General features: G+C 58.8%; 18 protein-coding genes. 5 read left to right on the top strand and 13 right to left on the bottom strand.

The window, feature by feature from the left end; all coding sequences use genetic code 11:
• Positions 1-117 precede the first annotated feature (117 nt).
• Together AC3EMD_RS12115 and AC3EMD_RS12110 are read left to right on the top strand one after the other, a co-directional pair.
• Positions 118-303 (top strand): hypothetical protein, encoded by a 186-nt coding sequence (locus AC3EMD_RS12115; RefSeq protein ID WP_025711567.1) that lies wholly within the window; start codon positions 118-120, stop codon positions 301-303.
• Positions 300-626 carry a CcdB family protein gene (locus AC3EMD_RS12110; RefSeq protein WP_023322693.1) on the top strand — a complete coding sequence of 109 codons (327 nt, stop codon included), beginning with the start codon at positions 300-302 and terminating at the stop codon, positions 624-626. The genes AC3EMD_RS12115 and AC3EMD_RS12110 overlap by 4 nt, the downstream gene beginning before the upstream one ends.
• Positions 627-678: 52 nt before the next feature.
• Here AC3EMD_RS12110 and fdnI read toward each other — a convergent pair whose 3' ends face one another.
• From fdnI to fdnG, 3 genes are read right to left on the bottom strand one after another with little or no spacing between them, the layout of a single operon-like run.
• Positions 679-1,335, bottom strand: a complete 657-nt coding sequence (fdnI, locus tag AC3EMD_RS12105) for a formate dehydrogenase-N subunit gamma (RefSeq protein WP_044613065.1) — start codon at positions 1,333-1,335, stop codon at positions 679-681.
• Positions 1,328-2,212 (bottom strand): formate dehydrogenase subunit beta, encoded by an 885-nt coding sequence (gene fdxH / locus AC3EMD_RS12100; RefSeq protein ID WP_047666612.1) that lies wholly within the window; start codon positions 2,210-2,212, stop codon positions 1,328-1,330. The genes fdnI and fdxH overlap by 8 nt, the downstream gene beginning before the upstream one ends.
• A gap of 11 nt (positions 2,213-2,223) precedes the next feature.
• Positions 2,224-5,271 carry a formate dehydrogenase-N subunit alpha gene (gene fdnG, locus AC3EMD_RS12095; RefSeq protein WP_089503792.1) on the bottom strand — a complete coding sequence of 1,016 codons (3,048 nt, stop codon included), beginning with the start codon at positions 5,269-5,271 and terminating at the stop codon, positions 2,224-2,226.
• Between the two features lie 225 nt (positions 5,272-5,496).
• Between fdnG and yddG the strand changes: the two genes are divergently transcribed.
• Positions 5,497-6,375: an aromatic amino acid DMT transporter YddG gene (yddG, locus tag AC3EMD_RS12090; RefSeq protein WP_302074114.1), complete on the top strand. Its 879-nt coding sequence runs from the start codon at positions 5,497-5,499 to the stop codon at positions 6,373-6,375.
• Here the strand turns inward: yddG and AC3EMD_RS12085 are convergent.
• The 7 genes from AC3EMD_RS12085 to AC3EMD_RS12055 all read right to left on the bottom strand — a co-directional run bounded on the left by AC3EMD_RS12085 (position 6,372) and on the right by AC3EMD_RS12055 (position 12,620).
• The gene (locus AC3EMD_RS12085; RefSeq protein WP_023322698.1) at positions 6,372-7,145 is read right to left on the bottom strand and encodes a 1,6-dihydroxycyclohexa-2,4-diene-1-carboxylate dehydrogenase; all 774 of its coding nucleotides are present in this window, start codon (positions 7,143-7,145) and stop codon (positions 6,372-6,374) included. The genes yddG and AC3EMD_RS12085 overlap by 4 nt on opposite strands.
• Before the next feature lie 9 nt (positions 7,146-7,154).
• The gene (benC, locus tag AC3EMD_RS12080; RefSeq protein WP_008804732.1) at positions 7,155-8,171 is read right to left on the bottom strand and encodes a benzoate 1,2-dioxygenase electron transfer component BenC; all 1,017 of its coding nucleotides are present in this window, start codon (positions 8,169-8,171) and stop codon (positions 7,155-7,157) included.
• Positions 8,172-8,180: 9 nt separating this feature from the next.
• Positions 8,181-8,666, bottom strand: a complete 486-nt coding sequence (benB, locus tag AC3EMD_RS12075) for a benzoate 1,2-dioxygenase small subunit (RefSeq protein ID WP_008804731.1) — start codon at positions 8,664-8,666, stop codon at positions 8,181-8,183.
• Positions 8,666-10,048: a Rieske 2Fe-2S domain-containing protein gene (locus tag AC3EMD_RS12070; RefSeq protein WP_110221429.1), complete on the bottom strand. Its 1,383-nt coding sequence runs from the start codon at positions 10,046-10,048 to the stop codon at positions 8,666-8,668. Before AC3EMD_RS12070 ends, benB begins: the two co-directional genes overlap by 1 nt.
• A 109-nt stretch (positions 10,049-10,157) precedes the next feature.
• Positions 10,158-11,084 carry a catechol 1,2-dioxygenase gene (catA, locus tag AC3EMD_RS12065; protein WP_302074112.1) on the bottom strand — a complete coding sequence of 309 codons (927 nt, stop codon included), beginning with the start codon at positions 11,082-11,084 and terminating at the stop codon, positions 10,158-10,160.
• A gap of 69 nt (positions 11,085-11,153) precedes the next feature.
• A complete protein-coding gene (catC, locus tag AC3EMD_RS12060) occupies positions 11,154-11,444 on the bottom strand; it encodes a muconolactone Delta-isomerase (RefSeq protein WP_008804728.1) in 291 nt (96 codons plus the stop codon).
• A 12-nt stretch (positions 11,445-11,456) separates the two neighbouring features.
• Positions 11,457-12,620 carry a muconate cycloisomerase family protein gene (locus AC3EMD_RS12055; RefSeq protein WP_302074110.1) on the bottom strand — a complete coding sequence of 388 codons (1,164 nt, stop codon included), beginning with the start codon at positions 12,618-12,620 and terminating at the stop codon, positions 11,457-11,459.
• A gap of 171 nt (positions 12,621-12,791) precedes the next feature.
• Between AC3EMD_RS12055 and AC3EMD_RS12050 the strand changes: the two genes are divergently transcribed.
• The gene (locus tag AC3EMD_RS12050; protein ID WP_008804726.1) at positions 12,792-13,628 is read left to right on the top strand and encodes an IclR family transcriptional regulator domain-containing protein; all 837 of its coding nucleotides are present in this window, start codon (positions 12,792-12,794) and stop codon (positions 13,626-13,628) included.
• On the opposite strand, the gene kmrA is transcribed toward AC3EMD_RS12050, so the two are convergent.
• Positions 13,623-15,122: an efflux MFS transporter KmrA gene (gene kmrA / locus AC3EMD_RS12045; protein ID WP_302074109.1), complete on the bottom strand. Its 1,500-nt coding sequence runs from the start codon at positions 15,120-15,122 to the stop codon at positions 13,623-13,625. The two genes, AC3EMD_RS12050 and kmrA, sit on opposite strands and share 6 nt — an antisense overlap.
• Positions 15,123-15,241: 119 nt before the next feature.
• On the opposite strand from kmrA, the gene AC3EMD_RS12040 reads away from it, so the two are divergent.
• Positions 15,242-15,817, top strand: a complete 576-nt coding sequence (locus AC3EMD_RS12040) for a TetR family transcriptional regulator (RefSeq protein ID WP_218809652.1) — start codon at positions 15,242-15,244, stop codon at positions 15,815-15,817.
• A gap of 188 nt (positions 15,818-16,005) precedes the next feature.
• Here the strand turns inward: AC3EMD_RS12040 and nhoA are convergent, their stop codons facing one another.
• Together nhoA and AC3EMD_RS12030 are read right to left on the bottom strand one after the other, a co-directional pair.
• Positions 16,006-16,851, bottom strand: coding sequence for an N-hydroxyarylamine O-acetyltransferase (nhoA, locus tag AC3EMD_RS12035; protein ID WP_032754496.1), 846 nt, complete (start codon positions 16,849-16,851; stop codon positions 16,006-16,008).
• A gap of 76 nt (positions 16,852-16,927) precedes the next feature.
• Positions 16,928-18,583, bottom strand: coding sequence for an ABC transporter permease (locus AC3EMD_RS12030; RefSeq protein WP_117112179.1), 1,656 nt, complete (start codon positions 18,581-18,583; stop codon positions 16,928-16,930).
• Positions 18,584-18,617: the final 34 nt, after the last annotated feature.

Genomic DNA, 18,617 nt, shown 5'->3' with positions numbered 1-18,617 from the left:
CAGGCTATTACTTTCCTCTGGAAGCGGCCTCGCAAAATAAACATTAAAGTTGCTGCTGGGATTTATTTTTTAGTGAGTAAAGTGAATAATCACAGAACCAACCGCAAGGAGCCGATGATGAAAAGTAATACGCTACGTAAAAGACCCACTGACGTACCCGTCCAGAAGGCGTCAGCACAGCCGGGTAAGGATTTACGAGAAGCAGATAAACAGCGACAGCACAAGGAATTCATTGCCGCAATGAATGAATTTATTGCAAAAGGAGGCACTCTTACTGATGATGAATTTTTCAGGGTACTATGATGCTTGAACAATTCAATGTTTATCGAAATTGTTCTGCTCAGACAAATAAAACCCTGCCGTATTATATGATCGTGCAGAATGATTATTATGCAGACCTGGCCACGAGAGTCATTATTCCTTTAATGCGAACACAACAGTTACCACGCTGGCATCAGCATGTCGTACCAAGGATAAATATAGAATTTGACAGCTTTTTACTTTGTACGCCAATGATCAGTAACTTAAATAATAAACGGATCCAGCCACAGGATTTCGTCTGCAATCTGAGTCATGCGCGCCAGGGCGTTATCGATTCAATCGATACACTTATCACGAACTGCTGACTGCCGGGAACCCGCTCCGACATCTCCGGAGCGGGTTTTGCGCCGTGAAGGCTTACTTCATCCCTTCGCGACTCTCTTTGATCGCTTCCAGGCGTTCGACATCGCGATACCAGCGCGGGTGATGTTTCTTCGCCCAACGGCGGCTCACCTTGCCTTCGATCATGCCTTTAATCGACCCTTTCACCCAGAATGCCATATACATATGGATGAGGATCGCGTGGATCAGGATAATCGCCGACGTCGCATGAATCAGCAGGCTATAGCGAATCACCTGCATCGGGAAATATGCCGCGAAATAGGGCCGCCAGATAATCACCCCGGTCACCAGCAGCACGAAAATCATGCTCATAATGGTCCAGAACATCATCTTCTGCCCGGCGTTATATTTCCCGACGCGCGCGACCTTATGTTCGTTGCCTTTCAGCACCTCCACGATACCTTTCAGCCAGGGGATATCCTGTTTATCTGGAATATTGTGGTGGACAAAACGCACAAACATAAACATCAGCGCGACAAAAATCAGCACCCCAAAGAACGGGTGCAGGATACGCCCCATCTGCGGGGTGCCGAAGGTTTCCGTCAACCATTGTAGCGTCGGGAAAAAAAATGAAATCCCCGACAGCGCCACGAGGAAGAAACAGATAACCACCGTCCAGTGACAGGCGCGATCGATAAACGTCGTGCGCACAATCATCTTCGATTTACTCATCATGCTCCTCCTCGTCGTCATCAATTTCCTTGTTCGGCCCGATACCGATGTAGTGGTAGATAAGCCCGGCGAAGGTGGCGATAAAGCCCGCCGCCGCCAGCGGTTTCAGCGCCCCCTTCCACAGACTGATACTGGTATCGATCTGCGGTTCCTTCGGCAGCTTGTGATACAGCTCCGGCTGGTCGGCATGATGCAGGACGTACATCACGTGGGTGCCGCCTACGCCCTGCGGGTTGTAGATCCCGGCGTTGGCATAACCGCGTTTTTTAAGCTTATCCACCCGCTCCTGCGCCACTTCCAGCATCTCTTTCTTCGTACCGAAGTGGATCGCGCCGGTCGGACAGGTTTTCACGCAGGCCGGTTCCTGACCGACGCTGACCCGGTCCACGCACAGGGTGCATTTATAGACCCGGTTATCCTCTTTATTGAGGCGCGGAATATTAAACGGACACCCGGCAATGCAGTAGCCGCAACCAATGCAGTTTTCCTGCTGGAAATCGACGATGCCGTTGGCGTACTGAATAATCGCCCCGGCGGAGGGGCAGGCTTTCAGGCAACCCGGCTCCTCGCAGTGCATACAGCCATCCTTGCGGATAAGCCATTCCAGCTTGCCGTTCTGTTCGGTCTCGCTAAAGCGCATTACCGTCCAGGATTTAGCGCTAAGATCCGCCGGATTGTCGTACACGCCGACGCAGTGCCCCACTTCATCGCGAATGTCATTCCACTCGGAACAGGCCACCTGGCAGGCTTTACAGCCTACGCAGGAGGAGACATCGATAAGCTTGGCGACTTCGGCCTTATAGTCCCGCGCGCGTGGCGCGGGAGTTATCGGGTTGGTCGCGGAGCGTTTAATAATGTCTTGTGTTTCCATCGCCATTGAATCGCTCCTTACGCTTTCTCGATGTTGACCAGAAACGCCTTATACTCCGGCGTTTGCGAGTTGGAATCGCCGACGTTAGGCGTCAGGGTGTTGGCGATATAGCCTTTACGGGCCACGCCTTCAAAGCCCCAGTGCAGCGGGATCCCGACGGTTTCGACCTGCTGGCCGTTGACGTTCAACGTGCGCAGTCGGCGGGTCACCACGGCAACCGCGCGAATAAAGCCGCGTTTGCTGCTGACTTTCACCCAGTCGCCGTTGGCGATACCTTTGCTTTTCGCCAGCCCTTCGCTGATTTCGACAAACTGTTCCGGCTGCGCGATGGAATTGAGCAGCGCATGCTTGGTCCAGGTGTGGAAATGCTCGGTCAGACGATAGGTGGTGCCGACATACGGGAACTTATCCTTCTTACCCAGGCGGATGGCGTCCTCTTCATACAGACGCACCACCGGGCTGGAGACCACCTTCGGGTGCAGCGGGTTGGTGCCAAGCGGGGTTTCCATCGGCTCGTAGTGCTCCGGGAACGGCCCTTCCGCCAGTTTATCGAGCGCAAACAGGCGGCCAAGTCCCTCCTGCTGCATGATAAACGGCCCGGTGTTGCTCCCCGGCGGCGCAGTATTGAAGTCCGGAATATCATTTCCGACCCACTTGCTGCCGTTCCACTGGATCAGCATCCGCTTCGCATCCCACGGCTTGCCGTTAATATCAGCCGAAGCGCGGTTATACAGCACCCGACGATTGAGCGGCCACGCCCATGCCCATCCCAGCGTATTGCCCAGGCCCGAAGGATCGGCGTTATCACGATTCGCCATCTGGTTACCCTGCTCGGTCCAGCTGCCGGTATAGATCCAGCACGACGACGCGGTGCTGCCGTCATCGCGCAGCAGCGCGAAGCTATTGAGCAGTTGGCCTTTTTTCGCCAGCAGAGCGCCATTTTGATCGTAGAGATCCGCCAGCGCGTAGCCGTTGTTCTCTTTTGCCACTTCTGCCGATTCCGGGTGATCTGGCTGCTTATAGCGCCAGCTCATTTTCAGCAGCGGTTCCGCGCCCTTCCCGCCTTCGCGACGGTACAGCTCGCGCAGACGATGATAGATCCCAGCCAGGATTTCGCCATCGTTGCGCGCTTCCCCCGGTGCGTCCTGGCCTTTCCAGTGCCACTGCAGCCAGCGACCGGAGTTGGCGATCGAACCATCCTCTTCGGCAAAGCAGGTCGACGGCAGGCGGAAGACTTCGGTCTGAATCGCCGACGGGTCGACATCATTAGACTCGCCGTGGTTCTGCCAGAAGGTCGAGGTTTCGGTCACCAGCGGATCGATAACCACCAGATACCTCAGCTTGCTGAGGCTACGCACCACTTTGTTTTTGTCCGGGAAGGACGCTACCGGGTTGAAGCCCTGACAGATATAGCCAGTGACGTTGCCGTTATCCATCATATTGAAGTACTTGATAACGTCGTAAGCCTGATCCCATTTCGGCAACCAGTTGAAGCCCCAGTCATTCTCTTTCTGCGCCGCCTCGCCGTATAACGATTTCATCAGGCTGACGAAGAATTTCGGGTAGTTGCTCCAGTAGTTCACCTGCCCGGGCAGCGTCGCTTTCGGCGTGTTGGCGCTAAGATAACTTTGCAGATCGGTCTGTTTATCGGATGGCAGCGTCAAATAACCCGGCAGACTGGTCGACAACAGGCCCAAATCGGTCAGCCCCTGAATATTGGAGTGGCCGCGCAGCGCGTTGACGCCGCCGCCGGCCATGCCCATATTGCCGAGCAGCAACTGGATCATCGCCATGGTGCGGATGTTCTGCGCGCCGACGGTGTGCTGCGTCCAGCCCAGGGCATACAGGAAGGTGGTGGTGCGGTCCGCGGCGCTGGTTGACGCCAGCACGTCACACACTTTAAGGAAGTCCGCTTTCGGCGTACCGCAGATATTCTCCACCACTTCCGGCGTGTAGCGGGAAACGTGCTGCCTGAGCAGATTCCACACGCAGCGCGGATGGCTGAGCGTTTCATCGCGTTTGGCGTAGCCGTTTTCATCGAACTGGTAGTTCCAGGACGATTTATCGTACTGACGTTTTTCGGCATCGTAGCCGCTGAACAGGCCCTCTTCGAAGGCAAAATCATCCCGTACCAGCAGGCTGGCATTGGTGTAATGCTTCACGTACTCGGCATTGATCTTATTATTTTCGATCAGGTACAGCAGCACGCCCGACAGGAAGGTAATGTCGGTACCGGAACGAATCGGCGCATAGATATCGGCCACCGACGCGGTACGCGTAAAGCGCGGGTCGACGACGATAAGCGTGGCATCGTTATTGTTTTTCGCTTCCATCGCCCAGCGGAATCCCACCGGATGCGCTTCGGCGGCGTTGCCGCCCATCACCACCACGACGTTAGCGTTTTTGATATCAACCCAGTGGTTGGTCATCGCACCGCGACCAAATGTTGGAGCAAGACTTGCTACCGTTGGTCCGTGTCAGACGCGCGCCTGGTTGTCTACCGCCAGCATGCCGAGCGAACGCACAAATTTTTGCGTCAGCATGCCAGTCTCATTGCTTGCCGCCGAGGCGCACAGCATGCCGGTGGAAAGCCAGCGGTTAACCGTCACGCCCTGCTCGTTCTTTTCAATAAAGTTGGCGTCGCGGTCGGCTTTCATCAGTCTGGCGATGCGGTTAAAAGCGTCATCCCAGGAGATGCGCTGCCATTTATCCGAGCCCGGGGCGCGGTATTGCGGATAACGCAGGCGGTTTTCACTGTGGACATAGTCCAGCAGGCCTGCGCCTTTCGGGCACAGCGCGCCGCGGCTCACCGGATGGTCCGGGTCCCCTTCAATATGGTAAATCGCTTCTTTGGCGTTTTTCGCGCCGTCGCCGAGGCTATACATTAATAGCCCACAGCCCACGGAGCAGTAAGTGCAGGTGTTGCGGATCTCTTTCGCACGCAGCAATTTGAAATTGCGTGCCTGAGCCAGCGCCATTTTAGGGGCAAAGCCCAGGGCGGCGGCTGTGGTTCCGGCCATACCGCCTGCGCAGATCTTAAAGAACTTTCTGCGGCTGACGTCCATTGCATTCCTCCATGCAGGATGTTGATTCATCGCGCGGAGGAAACTAACAGCAATACCTTTGTTTTATTTGCGTCAAATCAAGGTCGAAAACGCTCGCCCCCTTAATAGTCAGCGGCGACGAGTTTGACTAATACCAAAGAGTTAACGCCGGCGGGAAATATCGACCATCGACCGGCAAAAGATGTTATAAATTCCGGCTGCGTTTGCGTCACTATCAGGTTAAATATGAAAAAAAAGAGAGCGACATCAATCGGCTTCGCCGCCATTATCTTATGGAGCACGATGGTCGGATTGATTCGCGGCGTCAGCGAAGGGTTAGGCCCGGTTGGCGGCGCGGCGATGATTTATAGCCTCAGCGGCCTGCTGCTCATTTTTACCGTTGGCTTTCCCAACCTGCACCAGATCCCGCGCCGCTATCTGCTGGCTGGCAGCGTGCTGTTTGTCAGCTATGAAATCTGCCTCGCCCTGTCGCTGGGGTTCGCCGCCACTCGCCAGCAGGCCATTGAAGTGGGGATGGTCAATTACCTGTGGCCCAGCCTGACGATTTTGTTCGCCATTCTCTTTAATGGCCAGAAAAGCAGCTGGCTGGTGATCCCCGGCTTATTGCTGGCGCTGTTCGGCGTGAGCTGGGTACTTGGCGGCGAGCACGGGCTCAACCCCGAGGAAATCATCAATAACGTGGTGTCCAGCCCGCTGAGCTACATTCTGGCATTTGTCGGGGCGTTTATCTGGGCGGCGTACTGCACGGTGACCGCGAAGTACGCCAAAGGTAAAAATGGCATTACCCTCTTTGTCCTGTTAACCGCCCTGACGCTATGGCTGAAATTTCTCGCCAGCGACCAGCCGCCGATGCTGTTTAGCTGGCCGGTAGTCATTAAGCTGATGACGGTCTCTGTGGCGCTGGGGCTGGCCTACGCGGCGTGGAACGTCGGGATCCTGCACGGCAACGTCAGCCTGCTGGCGGCGGCCTCGTACTTCACACCGGTACTCTCTTCCGCGCTGGCGGCTGTCCTGCTTAGCGCTACACTGTCGTGGTCTTTCTGGCAGGGGGCCGGGATGGTGTGTCTCGGCTCCCTGCTCTGCTGGTACGCCACCCGCCGCTAGCCGAGATCGCCGCCCGCTACCGGTAGCGTCACGCCGGTGATATAGCTGGCCTCATCGCTGGCGAGAAACAGGATCGCATTCGCCTGTTCCGCCAGCGTGCCGTACCGGTGCAGCAGACTGCTCGCTACCGTCTGATCGACCACCTGCTGATACCACGCCGTTTCCTGCTCGCTCGGCTGCTCATCGTTGCGCGGCGTCAGACGTGGCGGCGCCTCCGTCCCGCCAGGCGCGACGGCGTTAATCCGAATACCGCTGCCGCTGTACTCCATGGCAATCGACCGGGTCAGCGCGTTAACGCCGCCTTTCGCCGCCGAATAAGGCACCCGGTTCACCCCCGCCGTCGCCACCGACGAGATATTGACGATGCTGCCTTTCCCCTGCTTCAGCATCCCGGGGAGCGCCGCGCGGCAGCCCCACAAGGTGGGGAACAGCGAGCGGCGGATCTCTTTCTCAATTTGTTCTGGCTGATACTCGGCAAAGGGTCGCGCCCAGATAGTCCCCCCGACGTTATTGATTAACACATCGAGGCGGCCAAAATGCGCGATCCCAGCGGCAAACGCCTGCTCGGTACTCTGCCACTGCTCAAGGTCAGCCTCCAGCGCCAGTACCTGACTTCCGGCCAGGGCTAGTACGGCAGCCAGTTCGTGTACGTAAGGCGAGCGGTCAATCAGCAACAGAGCAGCGCCTTCGGCTGCCGCCTGCTCCGCGGTCTGGCGGCCAATCCCCTGCGCCGCGCCGGTGATAGCGACGACTTTATCGGTAAAACGCATACTGCCTCCTTATGCCGCCGCGCTCTGGCTGGCGATAAATTTCTCATACCAGAAGCCTGCCGGGGAAATTCCTCTGTCGCGCAGCGTCGTGGCGACCGCGTTGACCATCGGCGGCGGCCCGCAAAGATAGATGTCAACGTCGCCGTTATTCAGCATCGCGTCATCGAGATGGTCGGTGACAAAACCGCGCTGCGGGCAGGTACTGTTTTCATCCGCCACCACCGGCAGCCAGCGATATCCCGTCAGTTGTTGGTTAAACGCATCCAGCGCGTCGGTTTTCACCAGATCGCAATCGCGGGTCACGCCGTACAGTAGCGTTACCGGGCGCTGACTGCCCTGTGTTTGCAGGGTATGTAACATGGAGAGCAGCGGCGCCAGCCCGGTGCCGCCCGCCAGCATGAGCAGCGGGCGTTCGCCGCTGCGCAAATAGAAGCTGCCCATGGGGCCGCTGAGGGTCAGGCGATCGCCGGGCCGCGCCTGCTGGGTTAACCACTGGCTCATCATGCCGCCAGGCACGTTACGGATCAGAAAACGCCCTTCGAGAGAACCCGGCAGCGAGCTAAATGAGTAGGCGCGCACATGAGGCGTGCCCGGTACCTGAATGTTAATGTACTGTCCCGGCAGAAAAGCCAGCGGCTCATCCAGCGCGACCACCAGTTCGATGGCGGTATCGGACAGACAATTCACCTGTCGTACCTGCGCCCCGGTGTTGGTCAGCGCGGTTTTGCACTGGGCGGCGGCCACCGGCACGTCGATCACACAGTCGCTGGTCGGGACCATCTGGCAGGTCAGCACCTGGCGGGCCTGCGCTTCGTCGTCGCTTAACGCCTCGTCGAGATAATCCTCCCCCAGATCGTATTCACCGCTGGCGCAGTGGCATTTGCAGGTGCCGCAAACGCCGTCCGAGCAGTCCATCGGCAGATTCACCTTCTGGCGATAGGCGGCATCCAGCACCTTCTCCCCGGCATGGCATTGAATAAAGCGGGTAATGCCGTCCTCAAAATTAAGAGCAATATTGAAGGTCATAAGCGCCTCTTAAATGTGGTAAACGTCAATCACCTGACGGATATAATCGTTATTCAGGCGCACGGTTTTGCGCACGATCTGCGGTCTGCCGTCCTGCTCAATTAGCGTGCAACAGGTAGAGCCGAAATAGGCATCCGTGTGTTGATAGCGGTGGCTCCAGGTGACCCAGTTGTAGCGCACCTCCAGCCCCTCGTCGCTTTCGCCCATCAGTTCAACATTGCTGATGATGTGCGTGGTGCGCGGCTCCGGCGTACTGGCGCCGGAACGTTCGGTTTTAATGCGATAGACGCGATCTTCCAGGCCTTCACGGTTGGGATAATAGATAAGGGAAATCTCTTTTTGCGGGTCGCGCGTCAGCTGGTCATCGTCGCCCCACGCCGGCATCCAGTAGACCACCTGCGGACTGTAACAGCTCAGCCATTCGTCCCACTGACGATCATCCAACAGGCGGGCTTCGTAATAGAGAAACTGGCGAACGTGTTCGAGATTCAACATCAGGCCACCTCCACGCGCTGGGTAATCGACTGGTCGTAACGCTGCTGTTCCTGTTCCAGCGCCGCCAGCATGACCGTTTGCCAGTGATGGTGATGGGCGATGTACAGCGCTTCATCTTCTGATTTCACCCCGCTGAGTCGTGGCGTGAAACCGGCATGTTTGGCGTGCTCATCCGGGCCGTCGACCCAGCGCAGCGCACCGCGGCTCAGATCGCTCCATGGCAGATTTTCGCCGAGATAGCCGCGCTGACAGGCGCTGAACTCTTCCAGATCGTCCGGCGTCCCCATCCCGCTAACGTTAAAGAAATCTTCATACTGGCGGATGCGTAGCGCCCGCGCCTGGTCTGATTCACCTTTTGGCGCAAAGCACCAAATGGTGACTTCGGTTTTATCGACCGCAATCGGGCGGATCACGCGGATCTGGGTAGAAAACTGATCCATCAGGTAGACGTTGGGGTACAGGCACAGGTTGCGGGTTTCGTTGACCATCTGGTCGGCGCGTCGTTCGCCAAATTCCGCCTGCAGACGCTCGCGGTGGGCATACACCGGGCGCACTTCCGGGTTCAGCGCCCGGGTCCACAGCAGCATGTGACCATTGTCAAAACCGTAGCCGCCGCCGACGCTCTTTGACCAGCCGTTGGCGTCAACCGCATGCGTCCCTTCCGCTTCATAGTTGCGGCGCGACATGGTTGAGGCGTAGTTCCAGTGCACCACGCTGACGTGATAGCCATCGGCGCCGTTCTCCGCGCCCAGCTTCCAGTTGCCTTCGTATACATAGCTCGACGAGCCCTTCAGCACTTCCAGCCCGTCCGGCGCCTGATCGACGATCAGATCGATGATTTTGCAGGTTTCGCCGAGATAGGCCTCCAGCGGCTGCACGTCGCCATTGAGGCTACCGAATAAGAAACCGCGGTAAGACTGAAAACGCGGCAATTTTTGCAGATCGTGAGACCCTTCCTGTTTGAAGGTGTCAGGATAAGCGCCGGTGCTCTCATCTTTGGCTTTTAATAATTTTCCGTTATTGCTGAAGGTCCAGCCATGGAACGGACAGGTAAATGAGTTTTTATTTCCGGTTTTGCGTCGGCATAACATGGCCCCGCGGTGGGCACAGCTATTAATTAATGCATGCAATTCATTCTTTTTATCACGAGTGATAATAACCGGCTGCCGTCCCAGCGTCAGGGTATAATAATCTCCCGGCTCGGCAATCTGGCTTTCATGGGCGAGAAAAACCCAATTCCCCTCGAAGATATGTTTCATTTCAAAATCAAATAACTGCTGGTCGGTAAATATAGAGCGGTGGCAACGGTAAATATGATTTTCACGGTCGACAATTAACGCGTTGGTGATTTTGTCTTTAAGCGCTGATAGCGTTTTTTGCATGAGTCAGTCCCTCCTGCAGGATTCAGGATGAAAGAAACAGGGTGAATTTGTCGTTTTCGGGTGCAATGTCTGGCCCGGGCAGCCGCGTGCCCGGGGCCGATAATACCGGTTACTCTTTGGCGCGCAGGCGGGTGCCGCGGTGCTCTTCGTCGACGTTCAGGGCTTTACACAGGGTGAAATCAAAACAGACCTCGGTGTGCTCTCCCTCAAGATCGCGCTGCTCGATGGTCTCGCGGTCGGTCACTTTTACCGGGTCGGCAATCAGACCGTCGCGGGTAGCAAAGGCAAAATCATCCCACAGATATTTATCGCCGCTGAGGTTAATCTGGCTGGTCAGATGCTTATAGCCCGGGGCGGAGACGAAGAAGTGAATGTGCGCCGGACGGTTGCCGTGGCGGCCTAACTGATCCAGCAACTTCTGCGTCGGACCATCCGGCGGGCAGCCGTAGCCGGACGGCATGATGCTGCGCACGCTGTAGCGGCCATCGGCGCCAGTGCGGATCCGGCGACGGAGGTTGTAGTCGCTCTGACTTTGATCGAAGAACGAGTAATTACCGAGGGTATTGGCGTGCCAGATATCAACGATGGCGTTAGCGATCGGCTGGCCCTGATTATCTTTAACCTGACCATGCAGCCACATTACTTCCCCGGCATCTGCGCCATCATCCATCCGGGCGTGGCTGTCGGCCAGCGGCGCATTGGCCACATACAGCGGCCCTTCGATGGTGCGCGGGGTGCCGGTTTCCCGGCGCGCCGCCGCATCAATGGCGTCCTGACGCAGGTCGAGGAAATGCTCCAGTCCCAGCCCGGCCGCCAGCAGCGCCGCTTCCTGACGCCCACCCAGCTCGTGTAGATAGTTCACCGCGTGCCAGAACTCTTCTTCTGTGACGTTATAGTCATCGATCAGCGTGCAGATATTCTCCAGCAAACGGTGGACAATGGCTTTAAAACGTTCATTACCGCCAGGGACATTTAACCCCGCGCCTTCACGTAATAATTTCTGCACGGCTTCTTGTTGTACGAAAGCATTACTCATAATTATTCTCTCTTATCGTTGTAGGATATTTGCCGGGTGTTCCCGGCATGAGGTCAGATGTTATTATTATTAGCTATCGTCTTCACGAACAGATGAGGGATGACGGCACAGCGCCTCGACGCGAATATCCATAAAAGGATACAGCGGCAATCCCATTAAAATTTGATGCAACTCTTCGGCATCTTTTACATCGAAAATACTGACATTGGCGTAAAGACCGGCGACGCGCCAGATATGTCGCCACTTGCCTTCACGCTGTAATTGTTGCGAATAGGCTTTTTCGCGTTGTTTAATTTCATCCGCTTCGGCGGCAGGAAAACCGAGCGGAATATTAACGGTCATCTCCACTTTAAATAGCATTATTTACTCCTGTTATGCTTTACGGGAATAGAAGCGCAGCTTGTCTTCATCCAGCTCCACGCCGAGCCCTGGCGTCTGCGAGAGCGCTACCTGACCATCGGCAAAGGTGAGTGGCACGCTGACAATATCGTCTTTGAGGAGCAGCGGGCCGAACATCTCGGTACCCCACTGCAGCGGCAGCGTCGACCAGGCGTGCAGCGACGCAACGGTACCGACGGTCCCTTCCAGCATGGTGCCGCCATACAGGCCAACCCCCGCCGCCTGGGCGACGCGAGCCAGCGCCAGCACGCTGTTCGGTCCCCCGGCTTTGGCGATTTTCAGGGCATAAGCGCCGGTAAATCCCTGTTGCGCCAGTTGGTAACCATCGTAAGCGGTCGCGACCGCTTCATCCGCCAGAACTGCGGTCTCGATTTGCTGGCTCAGGCGCACCAGTGCGGCATTGTCGTGGGCGCTGACCGGCTGTTCGATAAGATCGACGCCCATCGCCGCCAGCTCGCGACAGCCTTTCGCGCCGGTCGCGGCGTCCCAGGCCTGGTTAACGTCAACGCGAATGCTGGCGCGATCGCCTAACGCTTCGACAATGGCGCGGGTATGACGCAGGTCGGTGGCTAATTCCCGCGCGCCAATTTTCAGTTTGAACGCCTGATGGCGGCGCTCGGCTAACAGTGTTTCCCCTTCGGCGATATCTTTCGCGGTATCGCCGCTGGCTAAGGTCCACAGCACCGGCAACGCCCTTTGCAACGCCCCGCCGAGCAGCGCCGATACCGGCAGCCCTAAGGCTTTGCCCTGGGCATCCAGCAGCGCGGTTTCAATGGCAGACTTTGCGAAAGTGTTGCCTTTAATGGCGCTGTTCATGCGGGCAGTCAGCGCATTCAGGTTATCGGCCGGCTGCCCTTTCAACAGCGGCGTCAGATAATGGGTTATCGCCGACGAGATGGCCTCCGGGCTCTCGACGCCATAGCTCAAGCCGCCAATGGTGGTGGCTTCGCCGATGCCGCAGATGCCGTCGGAGCGGGTAAGGCGGACGATCACCAGCGTCTGGCAGCCCATGGTGGTCATCGATAACTTGTGTGGCCGGATGGTCGGGACATCCACTATCCAGCTCTCAATACGTTCTACGGTGGCGGTCATTTTCGGTTCCTGGTGAGATGTATAACTTTTTGTACCCACATCCATAACGGGGAGGTGTGTGCCATTGACAATAGGGTTCAGCCTGGCGGCTGGTCAACGGCGATAATCGAAATGTTGTGCGATTATCGGCACGTTTGTTAAAAGGCAGTTAATAATGTGATCGCGGTGGTAAAACCGGCACAATTCAGGACGGTGCAGTTTGCGCACGGTATAGTGATGCCCCGTGAGCTTTGCATTGCAACGGAGAGGGAATCAATGCGTGACCATACCCCCACCACCTTGAGCGCCAGGCAGGCCGAGCACGACCCCAATTTTATGCTGTCACTCGCCCGCGGGCTGGAGGTGCTCAATGCTTTTACTCCCCAGCGCCAGCGGCTGACCATTTCTCAGTTGAGCCAGAAAACCCAAATCTCCCGCGCGGCGGTACGCCGTTGCCTGTATACCCTCGCCGCGCTGGGCATGGTGCACAGTCCGGATGGCCGCAGCTATGAACTGCTGCCCCGGGTGCTGGCCGTCGGCCACGCCTATCTGGCCGGCACGCCGCTGGCGAAAGTCGCGCAGACGGCGCTGGATAGCCTTGGCAAAGCGCTCGGCGAATCCTGCTCAGCGGCGACGCTGGACGGCGACAACGTGCTCTATATCGCCCGCGCGGCGGTCAATAATTTACTGAGCATCGACCTGGGGCGCGGCAGTCGCCTGCCAGCATGGGCGACCTCTATGGGACGGGTATTGCTGAGCGCACTGCCGGAGGAACAGCTTGAAGTGACACTGTCACGAGCAGCGTTAATCCGCTACACCCCGCATACCCTGTGCGATATGCCCGGGCTACGCGCGGAGATCGCCCGGGTGCGCATGCAGGGCTATGCCCTCGCCGACCGGCAGATTGAGGTGGGGTTGTGTTCGCTGGCGGTGCCCGTGCTGTCACGCCATGGCCAGGTGGTGGCGGCGCTGAATGTCGGGGTCCCCGCCGCGACGACCAGCGCCGCGGCGTTAAAAGAGAAGGCCCTCGCCCCGCTACGACGCGCGGCGATGGACCTGTCGCTACAGCTATAGCGCTGACTGCGGTTTCGCCACGCTCGCCAGGCTGCGCCAGATCCCGGCGGCCAGCAGCAGGAGCAGTACGCCCGCCGTCGCCAGCACCAGGCTGTGAGCCTGGGTAAAGGCCGCCTTCGCCGCCGCCATCAGCGCCTCAGCCATCCCGGCGGGCAGCGCCTCGGTCAGACTGACCGCCTCGCCGATTGACGACGACGCCTGCTGCGCCATGGACTCACTCAGCCCGGACGGTAGCACAATGGTGGCGCTGTAGCTGCGGGTCAGGAGCAGGCCAAACAGCGCAATACCGAGACCGGCGCCAAGTTCATAGGCCATGGTTTCGATGGCCCCGGCCGCCGCCGCTTTCTCCTTCGGCGCCGCCGCCATAATCGCGGAGCTGGAGGCCAGCAGCGCGCTGGCGACGCTGAAGCCCAGCAGCGTCATCAGCCCCCATGCCTGCCACGGTTGTGTGCTGAAATCGGTCAGCGCGAGGCCCAGAAAACTGAAGGCGCTGAGCAACATTCCGCCCGTCGCCACCTGCCGCAGCCCCAGTTTCGACACCAGCATTCCGGCAATCGGGCCGCTGAAGCCGCTGGCAACCATCACCGGCAGCATAAACATCCCCGCCTCGAACGGCGTTTTCTGATGCACAAACTGCAGCTCCTGCGCCATCAGCAGTTCAAAACCGACCAGAGTAATCAGGGCCGTCATCGCCATCATCACCCCGCTTAAAATAATACGATGGGTGAAGAGCCGCATATCCACCATCGGGCGGGTCGCCGACAGCTGCTTGCGGATAAACCAGGTGAGCATCGCCGCCCCGCCGATCGCCACCAGTGCGGTGAGCCACAGCGCCAGCTGGCCCTTCAGCGCCGATTTCGCGCTAAACACCAGCATCAGGATCGACGCAATCAAAATAAGCGCCTGCAGCAGATTGAGCGGTTGTTCGCGGCGCGCAGGCTGGCGCGGCACCACCTTCGCATTAATGGCGATAACCACCAGCACGATCGGTACGTTGATCAGGAATACCGACCCCCAGTAGAAATGCTCCAGCAGCATGCCGCCCACCAGCGGGCCAAAAGCCGCGCCGCCGGAGCCCACCGCCGCCCACAGACCCAGCGCCATATTGCGCTGGCTGGCCTCGGCAAAGGTGCTGCGGATCCCAGCCAGCGTCGCCGGGACGATCATCGCCGCCCCCACCGCCAGCAAAGCGCGTGAGGCAATCAGCGTCAGGGCCGTCGGCGACAGCGCGGCGCACAGCGAGGCGACGCCAAAAATGGCGCTGCCGAGCAGCAGCAGGCGCTTGAAGCCGATTTTATCGCCGAGGGCGCCCATCGGCAGCACCATACCGGCCATGACTAAGGAGTAGATATCAATAATCCACAGCAGCTCATTGCCGCTGCTACCCAGCGCGACGCTGAGCGTCGGCGCGGCCACATGCAATACCGTGGCGTCAATCGCCACCGGAATATAAACCAGCAAAATCGCCATCAGCGTCATCCATTGCCGTGACATAGCTTGTACCTCAATGTTGGAAATTGGACACACGTCCAGGATGGCGATCCTGCCGGATTATTGAACGCATGTCCAACTTTTTGTTACACTCGGCCAAAGCCAGATGACAGCGGGGTTCTATGCACTATTTACAGCGGGATGCACGACGGGAAGGGATTATGCAGGCCGCCATGCGGCTGGCGCTGCGCGGCGGCTTTGCCGCCATGACCGTGCGGCAGATCGCCCGCGAAGCCGAGGTGGCCGCCGGGCAACTACACCACCACTTCTCCTCCATCGGCGAGCTGAAATCACAGGTTTTCATCCGTCTGATCCGCGAGATGCTCGATATGCCGCTGGTGGCCGAAGACGCCAGCTGGCGCGAGCGGTTATTCTCGATGATCGGCAGCGAAGATGGCCGGCTGGAGCCCTATATCCGCCTGTGGCGCGAAGGCCAGGTGCTGGCCGACAGCGACCCGGACATCAAAGCGGCCTACCTGCTGACCATGAACATGTGGCATGAAGAGACCGTCGCCATCATCGAGAAGGGCCTCGCCTGCGGCGAATTTCATTCGTCTGAACCACCGGCAGATATCGCCTGGCGTTTTATCGCCCTGGTGTGCGGCCTCGACGGGATTTACGCCCTTGGCACCCAGGCCCTGGACGATGCAGCGTTTAGCCGTTATTTGAATAAGATGATTACCATGGAATTGTTTTAGCGGACGCTGCCAGAGCGTGGCAGGGATCCATCGCGGGCACTGACTGCTGGCGGAGGCCATTGACCCCGTTGCGCCGTTAGTTTGCCGGATGGCGGCTACGCCTTATCCGGCCTGCAAAACGCTTCTATCTTCATTCGATAGCTTTCCCTCAGGCCCGGTCAGCGCAGCGCCACCGGGTATCAGGAAATTTACTTCCCGGCTTCCGGATGGGTATCGAACGCCGCCATTACCGCCGCCAGCGCCGCTTCACTAAAGCCATGTTTAGGATCGTCCACGCCCAGCCCGAAGCGGGTCTGCAGCGCTTCATACAGCGCGGAGACATCGGCAAAATCGATCTTCTCCACCACGTGGTTATTCTCCCAGTGGGTAAAGTGGAAATTGGTGAGGGTCATTTTGCCGCCGTCCGGCAGATGACGGCACATCAGCAGATGGTGACGGAAGTGAGACTGTGGCCAGTGCGCCGACCAGAAGTTGCCCATCACATAATCAGACGCATACTGGCGGCCTAAATCGAAATGGTACATCGACTGCCAGTGCTCGTGATGGTTGAACTGCAGCGTCCATTCATCCCCTTCATGCACCAGACGATAGCTGCCATGCGGCGTTTGCTGGGGGATATCGGCCAGCAGTTTGATCGGCGCGGTCAGCGTCTGGCCGCCGAAGCCGACGTCGGCGATCCAGCGCTCGCCCGCCACTTCCACCAGCAATAAACGGTGAGTACGCGGCGGCATCTGCGGCGGATTGGCCAGCACTACGCGGCCAAGCAGGCTGCGGACGTTAAAGCCTATCTCGCGCAGCACGCGCTCAAGGAGACCATTTTGCTCAAAACAATACCCCCCGCGGCGGGCGACGATCAGCTTCTCTTCCAGCGCCCGATCGTCAAGGTGGATCTCACGCGGCAGCAGGACGTCGAGGTTTTCAAAGGGGATGGCGCTGTTATGCTGCAGATGCAATTCCCGCAGGGTATCAATGGATACATCAGGCTCACCCGTCCAGCCCAGACGGGAAAAATAGGCGCGTAAAAAGGGACTCATCAAGGCCTCCAGCTGTAGGTGTCCGACATTTATAGCCTATTTTTCCGCGCCGACCGTCTTTTTTGTGCGCTTGTCGTTAACCGCGCGTGCTGCGCTGCATCAGCGCCAGCGCCGTCAGCATCAGGACCAGACCGGTCAACAGCGTCAGGCTGGCCATCGCCATGCCCTGACCGACGGAGCCCTGTTCGAACTGGCGCCAGATAAACACCGCCACGGTTTGCGTACCGGCCGGAGAGAGCAGCAGCGAGGTCACCAGCTCCCGGGAGGCCACCGCGAACACCATCAGCATCGCCGCCAGCAGCGCCGGAAAGACCAGCGGCAGAACAATCAACCGCAGCGCCTGCAGTGGCGACGCCCCGTGCACCCGGGCGGCGGGCTCAAGATTGTGGCCCAGTTGGCGCAGCGCGCTGCCGACATAGCGCACCGGCCAGGGCAACAGCAGGCAGCAATAGGAGAGCAGCAACATCCACAGCGTGTTATAGGGCGAGCGCGGCCAGAAGGGCTGATTCCACAGCAGGATCAAACCGACGCCTACCACCACGCCCGGCAGCGCCGCCGGCATCAGTGACAGCGCGTCCACCATCCCGCGCCCTTTAATCTTCTGCACCATCACCAGCCAGGCGGCCAGCAGGCCCAGCGCGCCGACAATCAGCGCCGAGCCCAGGGCCAGCGACAGGCTGGTGCCGAGGGCCGACAGGGCATCCCCCTGCTGGTCAAACAGCGCCGCGAAGTGACGTAGCGTGACATTCTCAACACTCACGCCCCCTGAGAGCGTGCCCATCACGCTGGTGAGTATCATCGAGGCGGCGGGGACGCCGACCGCCAGGCCGCCGACGGCCGCCATTATCAGCACGGCGGGCAGCGTCATCCAGCCCAGCGATGCCCCGCGGTTTTCTCCCGGCTTGCCGGTGACGCTGGTGACCTCTTTCTCCCCCACCAGCCGCTTTTGCAGCCACCAGGCGAACAACGCCACCGCCATCAACAGCAGCGACAGCAGCGCGGCGCCGGTAAGGTCCACCGGCCAGTCGGCCAGCTTTTTCTCAATACCGACCGTCAGCATCACCACTCCCGCCCGGCTGCCCAGCGCCGCCGGTACACCAAACTCCTCGATAGCGAGGGTAAACGCCAACAGCGTGCCCGCCGCCAGCGCCGGGGAGAGCATCGGCAGTGTCACGTGCCAGAAGGCGTGCCAGGCGGTGGCGCCATGGACGCGGGCGACCACCGCCAGCCGGGTCCCGCTCGCCAGCAGGCTGCGGGAGACGGCAAAGTACACCACCGGGAAAATATTAAAGGTCATCACCAGCACGATACCGCTGCGGCTGAACAGCAGATCGTTCAGTTGCCAGCCGGTCAGCTGCTGCAGATAGCCCTGGCTTTGCAGGGCCAGCATCCAGGAGAGCGCCGAGATATAGGGCGGCGTCAGAAAGGGGATCAAAAACAGGAGATCCCACAGTCGGGGCAGCGGCAGCGAAAACATACCGCGCAGGATGCCGAGCGGCAGGCCAATCATTACGCTGACCAGCGCCACGCCGGCGGCGATCCACAGCGTACCGCCGAGCATCGCCGGTAACTGGGGATCGGCCAGCAGCGCCGAGACGCCGCCAAAGGCGTCCCCGAGCGAACCGGCGCTAAAATGGGGAAAAATCGCCTGCAGCAGAATAAATACTAACGGCAACGCGACCAGCATCACCAGGGCGGCGAGGGTCGCGCCGGAAAGGAATGTTTGTTTCACAACCGGTTCCTGAAGCTGAGGGGTCCCCCGGCGG

The sequence above is a fragment of the Klebsiella sp. PK18 genome (genome assembly GCF_057784655.1).
Note: the sequence above shows the minus strand (reverse complement) of the source record. Positions and strands in the feature narration are given on the sequence as shown.